We start from the raw sequence: 8,413 nt of genomic DNA on the forward strand, positions 1-8,413 counted from the left end.
GGCATCGAGCGCGGTCGGGATCGGCGGCATGGCGCAGATATGCTCGATCAGGTCGGCGCGCGCGGCCTCGGCCTGCGGGTTGTGGACCGGATTGCCTGCCTCGTCCCACATCGGACGCGAGCGCACGTCGCCGAGTTCGTCCTTGTATTCCTCCATCTGCCGGGTCGGGAAGGCCCGGGTCAGATAGTCGACGACATATTCCTTGCAGTCATAGGCGATATCAAGCGCCTCACGCTCAGCCGGGTCCAGTTCATCGAGCCGCCGGTTAAGGATGGATTCCGCCGTGCTCACCAGTTGGACCACCACGCTGTCCTCCTCGCCCAGGTGCTCGTCGATCGCGGGATAGATCGAGGGCAGCTTCAGCGAGAGCAGGACTTGTCCGAAGAAGCGCAGCTTGGTCCCCTCGAACCGGCTGCGGGCGGCCGCCTTGGCACCGCTGTTGAGGGTCTTGTTCTCGAGCCCATCGACGATGCCGGTGAGTTCGAGCGCGGCCTCGAGGTTCTGGTGAATGATCGTCCAGGCCTCGCAATAGGTATCGTAGACCGCGATCTGCTCAGAGGTCAGGTCATGGCGCAGGATGTCGTACTCTACCCCTGCGAAGCTGAGCGCGCGGGCGAGGTAGAGCCCGGAGGCCTTGAGGTCGCGGGCCACCAATTCCATCGCGGCAATCCCGCCGTCGCGGATTTCGCTGATGAACTGCTCGCGGGTTGCGAACGCCGTGCCCGGCCCCCACAGGCCAAGCCGGACCGCATACGCGAGGTTGTTGACGTCCGAGGCGCCGGTCGCCGAGGCATAGAGCACGCGGGCGCGCGGCAACGTGTTCTGGAGCAGCACGCCGGCGATGCCCTGAAGCGAGCCCTGCTTCTGCCCCAAGGCCCCTTCCCCGCCGGCGACGCCGCCCATTTCGTGGGCCTCGTCGAAGACGATAACGCCTTCGAACTCCTCGCCAGCCCATCGGACAATCTGGTCGAGCCGGGTATCCTCGATGCGCGAACTGCGCAGCGTGCCGTAGGGTACGAACAGGATGCCCTCGGGCGCGGTAATCTCCTCGCCGATCTTCCAGCGGGCAAGATCGAGAATGTCCGACGGCAAGCCGCCGATCGCGGTCCAGTCGCGCTGCGCGTCTTCGAGTAGCGGCGCATTCTTCGAAATCCAGATGTGGCGGCGATTCTCTTTGAGCCACTGGTCGAGAATGCAGGCCGCTGCCTGCCTCCCCTTCCCTGCCCCGGTGCCATCGCCGAGGAAGAACCCGGTGCGGTATAGCTGACCCTCGGGGTCTTCCTTGAGCGCAACTTCGCCGGCAGGGTGGCTGAAGCGGCCGTGCAAGTCGCGGCTCCAGGCTTCGCCCGCATAGATCACGGTTTCGAGCTGGGCGGCGGATAGCAGCCTTGCCGTCACGGTGCGTTCAGGCAGAGAGGGCACGTAGCTTGGCTTCGGCGCGGCGATCGAGGCCATGGCGGCGGATTCGACGAGGTGGGTCGGATGTTCGCCGGCTTCCGCGATCACCACGCGTGAAGGCCGGTAATCGGCATAGACCCCGCGCTGCTCGCCCATCGCAGCAGGTTCTGCAAGCACTTCGTAGGCGACGGGGCGGACGTCGTTGGTCTGGGGAGCTCGCACGATCACGGGCCGTGCTGGACCGGTCTTCACCGAGCGGAACAGGCTGAGCTTTGGTCGGGGCGCTGCCGACGGTGTTGGATCACGCAACGGCGCCCGGAGTGGCACGGTTGGCAGCGCGGCGAAGAGTTCGCCGACCGAACCGCGATTGATCGTGGATACGCCGATCTCGCCTGGCACCTTGTCAATCACCAGCACGCGAACAGCGATCCCGGTGCCGTGCTTGACATAGCCGCCCTTGTCCAGACGGAGCGACAGGACGACCCGCGCGCCTTCAAGGGTGCGCCGGAAGGTTTCTTCGTACCTGGCCGAGGGCGAGAACCAGTCCGGCATGATCGCAACGATCCGGCCACCCGGCAGCAGATGGTCGAGCGCGGCCCGCAGGTGCCTGGCGGCGGTGTTCTGATCTTCGCCGCGCGATTGCGACACCGAAAACGGCGGGTTCATCAGAACAACGCTCGGCCGCGCGGTTCCGGAGAGCAGCGCGCTGAGTTTAGCGCCATCGTGGCGATAGACCTTCTTGCCCGGAAACACGGCCTCGAGCAGGTCGGCGCGGGTTGGCTCGAGTTCGTTGAGGATCAGATCCTTGACCGCGCCCTTGGCGAGCGAAGCGATAATCCCGGTGCCTGCGCTCGGTTCAAGCAACATGTCATCGCTGGAGAGCCGCGCCAGATGAACTGCAAGACGGGCCAGCGCCGGCGGCGTCGAGAACTGCTGGAACTGGATCTGGTCCTCGCTGCGTACCGTGTGGGTTGGCAGTTCGCGCGCCAGCGCCTCCAGCGTGCTGATCGACGCGCCGACGTCCATGCGGCCTACCAGTTCGGGAATGGCCAGGGAGAGCGCGACTTCCAGCGCTTCGAAACTGTCGCGCTGCTGCCAGGCACCTGCGGCGTCATTGCCGCCTGCACTCTCCGTCATGGCTTCGCTCAGAGCGGCGCGGTCGATCGGAACAGCGAGCAGCAGCTTGGCGGCAAGTGTGCGCGCAGCGCCGAGAATGGCGCTGGCGCGCGGAATCGTTGTGGTCATGCGGTGAACTCCTGAGCTCGTGCCGATCAGCGGCACGCCCGCTCCAGCCCCCCTCCCCTCACCGCTTCAGAAGCTGCGCCCAGTCGTTCATGCGGCCCGGCGGCCATTCGGTCTCGATAGCAAGTCCGGGGCGTTGGTAGGATTCGGCAGCGCGATCGCGCGCGCGCCTGCCCACGGCGTCGTTGTCCGCGAGCAGGATGATGGTTGCGACTGAGGCCGGGATGTCGACCTGGTGGAAGCGTTTGGCACCCATGGTCGCCCAGGCCTGGATACCCGTGAGCGACGTATAGGCAGCCGCAGTCTCGAAGCCCTCGCAAATGCCGATGGTCTTACCTGGCGGGCCGTTGGTCCACGCAGCACCGATGGCCTGGCCGAGGACGCGCTTCTCGGTGTAGGCCGATGTCGACGGATCGAGGAAAATCCGCTGGATCGCGGCGATCTCGCCCGCCTTGCGCATCGCGACGAGGAGTGCCGGCTCGAAGCTCGCAAGCATCCCCTGCCCTCGTGGACACCGGGGGTGAAAGCGCAGGTCTTCGAGTGGTGCCCAGATCTGGCGCACCTCGCGCACATATCGCTCGGCTAGCGTTCCTTCGACTGAACGCGCTGACCGCCAGATGCTGAGGTGAATTTCCGTGCTGCGCTGGAAGCTGGGAGTCACGCCAGAGGCATCGACGGTCGGCAGGTCTGCGATGCGTCGAAGTGCTCTGATTACGTCCCGGCTGTCGCAACCTGCGTGGCACGTTACGAGAATGGCTCGATCACCCTGGCGGATGGACAGAGATGGGGTTCTGTCGGCATGGCAAGGGCACCGACACATTGCGGTATTGCCGGACCAATTGCCCCCGATGCGCCGAACAAGGCTGCGTAGGTCGGGACTGGGATTGTTGTTGACGATGGGCATGACTGCCCAGTTCGACCCTACTCCCCTCCCCCTCGTCCTGCGCTTCAGCCTAACCGAAGTGCTCGGAAATCATCGGTCAGCCGGCATCCGAATTTGCGCGTCGCTCGGCATAACGAATGACAAAGGCTTCCCAGACTCTCAGCCACTCCGCATCAGTCCGCTCTTGTTTGATACCGGGAAAGCCGGTGCGGAATGCGTTCGCCATGGTGTCGACGCACCAGGGCTTACCCTTCTCAAGCCCGATTGCTCGGAACTTAGTTTCCCTTTCGCCATAGGTCAGGCTGCCTGCTGGGAAAGGGAATACGGGCTCGGAGACCTTGATGTCCCGAACAGTCGACCGAGGAGCTTTGGTGACCGATGATCTCGGTGCGGTTTCCGGGGCCAGAGCGCCCAGCAACCGCAAGTGCGGGCCAACGAGCTTCCGCTCTAAAGGTGCCGGTGAAGGCCGCAGCACTACTTTCCTCCCGCTGAAATCGACGTCAGCGTTCGGGTAGACAGCGGAGACCAATTGCATTGTTTCGCGCACGGTCTGGCGGAAGCGTTTGCTGTCGGCGTCGTTCCCCAAGTGCTTGGCCAATTGGTCCCAAGATATTACCTGGCCTCGGTCGCTGCTGATCCGCGGGAGCCTATACGCGAGGTAGGTATAGAGATCGAGCGCTGTGGGTGTCCCCTTAAGCTCACGGATTGCAATTTCGTTCAACGGAACGGCGTGGTCGATAAGGTGACTATAGAACGCCTCGGACATCCGGATTTCGCGAGCAAACGCGCCATTTTTTTCCAGCGATCCTGCGTATTCGTTTGAAATCTTTACGTCTCGCACGGCGAATGCGTTGTCGCCGGCGTCGTTGCCTTCCCAACGAATTTGCCATTCACACGCAAGCAGCCGATCGACTTGCTCGCGCATCAGATTGGCCGTTCCCCGTGGGCCATAAGAGACGGTCTGGTAGCCAAGTCGGCGCATCCATTCCGTGAAATTACGCCCCAAATAAACGTCTCGCGATCGCTTAGTGACGGCCTGAGAAAGCAGATAGATCAGCGCAACGCGTGGATAAGCTCCATATGGCACACCAACGCTTCGTAGCACGGGCTTACCATCCACCGTCTGGAGAACCGGCCGTGGATTGATGGCCAGTGCATATTTTCCGTCTTCGCGAAGAATCGGTAGAGTATCATCCTTCGGACGCTTGGTGGGCAGCGACATGGCGCACAATGCGGAATGCAGAAATGCCGGAACGGGTTCTTCGTCCTGGACGCGAAGGAAGGCATCCATCGTGAGTTGAGTGCCGGCAGACTGCGCTAGGGAGCGGACTCGCTCTTCACCGCCGCCTAGCATTGCTAGGGCGTATTGATGTCCGATTGGACGCAGTGTGTCTCCGCTCATTGAACCGTCCCTTCCCGACTCATTGGAGCCTCGGGTTGGTCGTTAAACAACAGGTTTGAGCTTCGAAAGCAAGGCCATTGGCAGTTTCGACGGGTTTCCGAGCCTAAAACCTCCAAGTTGGCCGATGATCTCGGAGCGGTTTGGCGGGGAGAAACCAAATCCAATCTCAATTTTGGAAAAAAGCGATTCGCGAATCGGTTTTTCTAGGAGATTCCTTTAGTAGGTATGGGCTCCGAGATCATCGGTCCAAAGGGAACCGAGATCATCGGGGAAACGCACTGAATTCATCGGCTTGCACCGAGATCATCGGTGATTGTCCACAGCCGGATCAATTCGGCCGTCAGGGCGCCCAGCTGACTGTGGGGTTGTCGCCCGCTGGCCCTCTCCCTGCACCCGACATCATCGGTCTGAGTCCCTACGTGCTGCATCGAGCCGACTCCTGATTCGCGAAAGGGCACGGAGATCATCGGTCAATTTGTAAGGTTGGTGGCCGAAGTTTGCTCAAAACTGCCAAGAGTGCTAATTGGCGCCCTCAATCTCACAAAGCGGTGATCATGGCTACCGACGCAGCGCTCGACGCACAACCCGATGAACTCTTGGAAGACGGCCTTGGCAATCTGCACCGCAAGGCCCTCACCATCCTGAAGCGTATTCGTGACGGTGCGCTCGATCCGGAGACCGGGAAAAAGGTTGGCCCGTCGTATTCCATTTCGAAGGCGGCCTCCCTTGTGGGGCGAACAGCGTCTGCAATTCGCGAAGCTGAGCGTGATGGCCGCCTCCCCCAGCGCGACCGAACCGCTTCTGGCCACCGGGTCCAGTACTCATTGGAAGAATTGGATCATATGCGTGCCGTTTTTGGCACTCGCCCGTGGCGCGCTCCGACGGACACCCCGGCGGTCATCTCCGTCTCGAACTTCAAAGGGGGAGTAGGTAAGTCGACTCTGGCCCTGCACCTCGCACAGCACTTTGCCATTCACGGCTACAGGGTACTGTTCATCGACTGCGACAGCCAAGCCAGTTCGACGATGATGTTTGGCTATCGGCCGGATGTCGATCTGACCGAGGATGATACCCTCTACGGCCACTTCCATAATCCTGAACTGTTGGGCGTTCGTTCGATCATCCGGAAGACGCACTTTTTCGGGCTCGACCTGATCCCCGCCAATCTCAAGCTCTACAATCTAGAATACGAGATCGCCGGCTACCTGGCACAAAATCAGAACTTCGACATCATCGACATGATCGCCGAAGCCATCGATACGGTCGTCGATGACTACGACATCGTCATCATGGATCCGCCTCCGGCGCTTGGCATGGTTTCGATGGCAGTGCTGCAGGCAGCTAATGCAATGGTAATTCCTGTGCCGCCGAGCGTCATCGACTTCGCATCGACCGTGTCGTTTATCGACATGGCGCGCACAACGATGAAGCAGCTCGAGCAGCTCGCGAAGCGGGTGAAGCCGGCCTACAATTTTATCCGCCTCGTTGGCAGCAGGGTGGATGAAAGCAAGTCTATGCACCGCGAGATTCTTTCGATGATGCGGCAGGTCTTCGGCGGCTCGATGGCGACTTCTGTCCTCAAGACCAGCGCAGAAATAGACAATGCCAGTTCGCGCATGAAGACGGTCTTTGAACTTGATCGACCGGTGACATCCCATGAGGTTCACAACCGGTGCATGAAGCATTTGAGCGACGTTTGCAGAGAAATCGAGGCGGATGTCATTCGGTCCTGGGCGAGCAGGGCAGGGGAGGCGGTCTAGGGCCGTTGCCACGTGGCAACAAAGAGAAAATACAGTTAAAATACAAAAATTAAGCTCATTTTTGAGAAATTAGACTGGTGAGATAGGGCGAGATTTTATTGGCTGAACGATGGATGTTGCCACGTGGCAACGTGCGAAGATTCAGAGTGAAATCGAGGCCCAGGCAGGGCTTGTTGCCACGTGGCAACAAGCGGCCGCCAAATGTGATTTGAAAGGTTTGGAGTAGGCGATGGCAAAGGGTAACCGGGGCTTCGGCAGCAGTTTGACAGAGGGGCTCGACGACGAGATCGACGTCGGCAGCCCTGCGCCATCGGAAAGCATCATGGCGAGCCGTAGTCAGAGCCTTGCGAGAATTGCTGCTGGTAAAGTCGTCACGGATCGTACCGAGTGGGTCGATCCATCTCGCTGTCGACCCTGGCGTCTGCATAACCGCGATCTGGACCACTTGAACGAAGAGAGCTGCCGCGATCTCATCGACGCATTCCTCTCCGCTAAGAAGCAGCGCATTCCCGCGATCGTGCGCCGCCTCAAGGATGACCCAGACTACGACTTCGAAATAATCGCCGGCGTAAGGCGATGGTGGACCGTTCAGTGGCTACGCGAGCATCATCACCCGGAATATGAATACCTCGTCACAATCCAAAACGTTTCGGACGAGGAAGCGTTCAGGGTTTCGGATATCGAGAACAGGTCGCGCAAAGATATCTCAGACTGGGAACGGGCGAAGGAGTATTCGCGGGCGCTGGAGGAGTTCTATGATTCCAACCAGAGTGAAATGGCAGAGCATCTGAAGATCTCGCGGTCATGGCTCAGCCGCCTGCTCGATGTGGCGCGGTTGCCGGCCGAGATCGTGAACGCCTTTCCGGACACGCATGGCATCACGGTCCGCATTGCAAGAGACATCAAGCCACTCACTTCAGAGAAGCGCACCCTGGATTTGATGGCCGCAGAAAGCAGGGCCATTGTTGCTGAGCGCGAAGATCTGGGAACGGCTATGCCCGCTCCGGAAGTCGCAAAGCGCCTTATTCGGGCAACTGTCGCTCCCGCAAAACCTGCTGGTGGGGAGGTCGAAGTGAAGGGCGCCGCTGGCAAAGTGATCTTGCGCTATGCCCATTCTTCGAGGAGCGGATATACCTTCAAGGTGCCCGCGCGTAGCGGCGCATCGGCATCTGAAGTCTTGAAGGCCATTGAGGCTATCCTGACGTCCTGACCTTTTGGAGGCGTTGCCGCGTCCGTGGAGTCGTGTGACAGATCGCCTGGGTGAATCAGTCTGACTCGACTGATTCAAAATTCCCGTTGGAACGCGCGATTCTATCTGCGGCATGTGCTGTCGCATGGACAGCTTGAACCACGGCAGTTTCGTCTGGCTGGAGGCGGTATGCGGTGAACGCAATATCGCGCGGCGTTATACCGTCGCCCTGAGCCAGGATCTGTTCGGTGCGTCGATCGTCGAATTCGCCTGGGGGCGGATCGGGACCAAAGGGCAGGGGAGGGCGGTCTCGTTTGCGAGCGAGGATGAGGCGGCGCGCTTTGCCCGCCATCTGCTGCGCCGCCGGGCGTCCGCGCCCAAGCGGATCGGCGTGACCTACCGCGAGGTCGCGTTGGCGCCGTAGGAGGCCTCAGGAGCCTCTGTGAGCGCCTTTGGGGGCCAGGGCATGGTCTCCGGGGCGCAGCGTCGCCAGATCGGCTTTCTCGAGCGCCGTAGCGGCCTGTGAAGCGGTGCGGCGG

Annotated in this window: 6 protein-coding genes; 3 read left to right on the forward strand and 3 right to left on the reverse strand. The window is 60.9% G+C overall.

From position 1 onward, the window contains the following. The 3 genes from AX703_RS10460 to AX703_RS10470 form a co-directional block, all read right to left on the reverse strand. On the reverse strand, positions 1–2,643 hold a 2,643-nt coding region (locus AX703_RS10460; protein WP_197423674.1), incomplete at its 3' end, for a strawberry notch-like NTP hydrolase domain-containing protein. Positions 2,644–2,701: 58 nt separating this feature from the next. Further along, positions 2,702–3,136 (reverse strand): toprim domain-containing protein, encoded by a 435-nt coding sequence (locus AX703_RS28315; protein ID WP_062343930.1) that lies wholly within the window; start codon positions 3,134–3,136, stop codon positions 2,702–2,704. Between the two features lie 484 nt (positions 3,137–3,620). Then, positions 3,621–4,925: a replication protein RepA gene (locus AX703_RS10470; RefSeq protein ID WP_062343931.1), complete on the reverse strand. Its 1,305-nt coding sequence runs from the start codon at positions 4,923–4,925 to the stop codon at positions 3,621–3,623. Positions 4,926–5,479: 554 nt separating this feature from the next. Here AX703_RS10470 and AX703_RS10480 point away from each other — a divergent pair. From AX703_RS10480 to AX703_RS10490, 3 genes are all read left to right on the forward strand, one after another. Continuing rightward, positions 5,480–6,685 carry an AAA family ATPase gene (locus AX703_RS10480; RefSeq protein ID WP_062343935.1) on the forward strand — a complete coding sequence of 402 codons (1,206 nt, stop codon included), beginning with the start codon at positions 5,480–5,482 and terminating at the stop codon, positions 6,683–6,685. A gap of 229 nt (positions 6,686–6,914) precedes the next feature. Then, positions 6,915–7,895, forward strand: a complete 981-nt coding sequence (locus AX703_RS10485) for a ParB/RepB/Spo0J family partition protein (RefSeq protein ID WP_062343933.1) — start codon at positions 6,915–6,917, stop codon at positions 7,893–7,895. Between the two features lie 124 nt (positions 7,896–8,019). Further along, complete coding sequence (locus AX703_RS10490; protein ID WP_062343934.1) at positions 8,020–8,298, forward strand: WGR domain-containing protein; 279 nt, start codon at positions 8,020–8,022, stop codon at positions 8,296–8,298. The last annotated feature ends 115 nt before the right edge of the window (positions 8,299–8,413 follow it).

It is taken from the genome of Novosphingobium sp. CCH12-A3 (genome assembly GCF_001556015.1).
GTDB lineage: Bacteria > Pseudomonadota > Alphaproteobacteria > Sphingomonadales > Sphingomonadaceae > Novosphingobium > Novosphingobium subterraneum.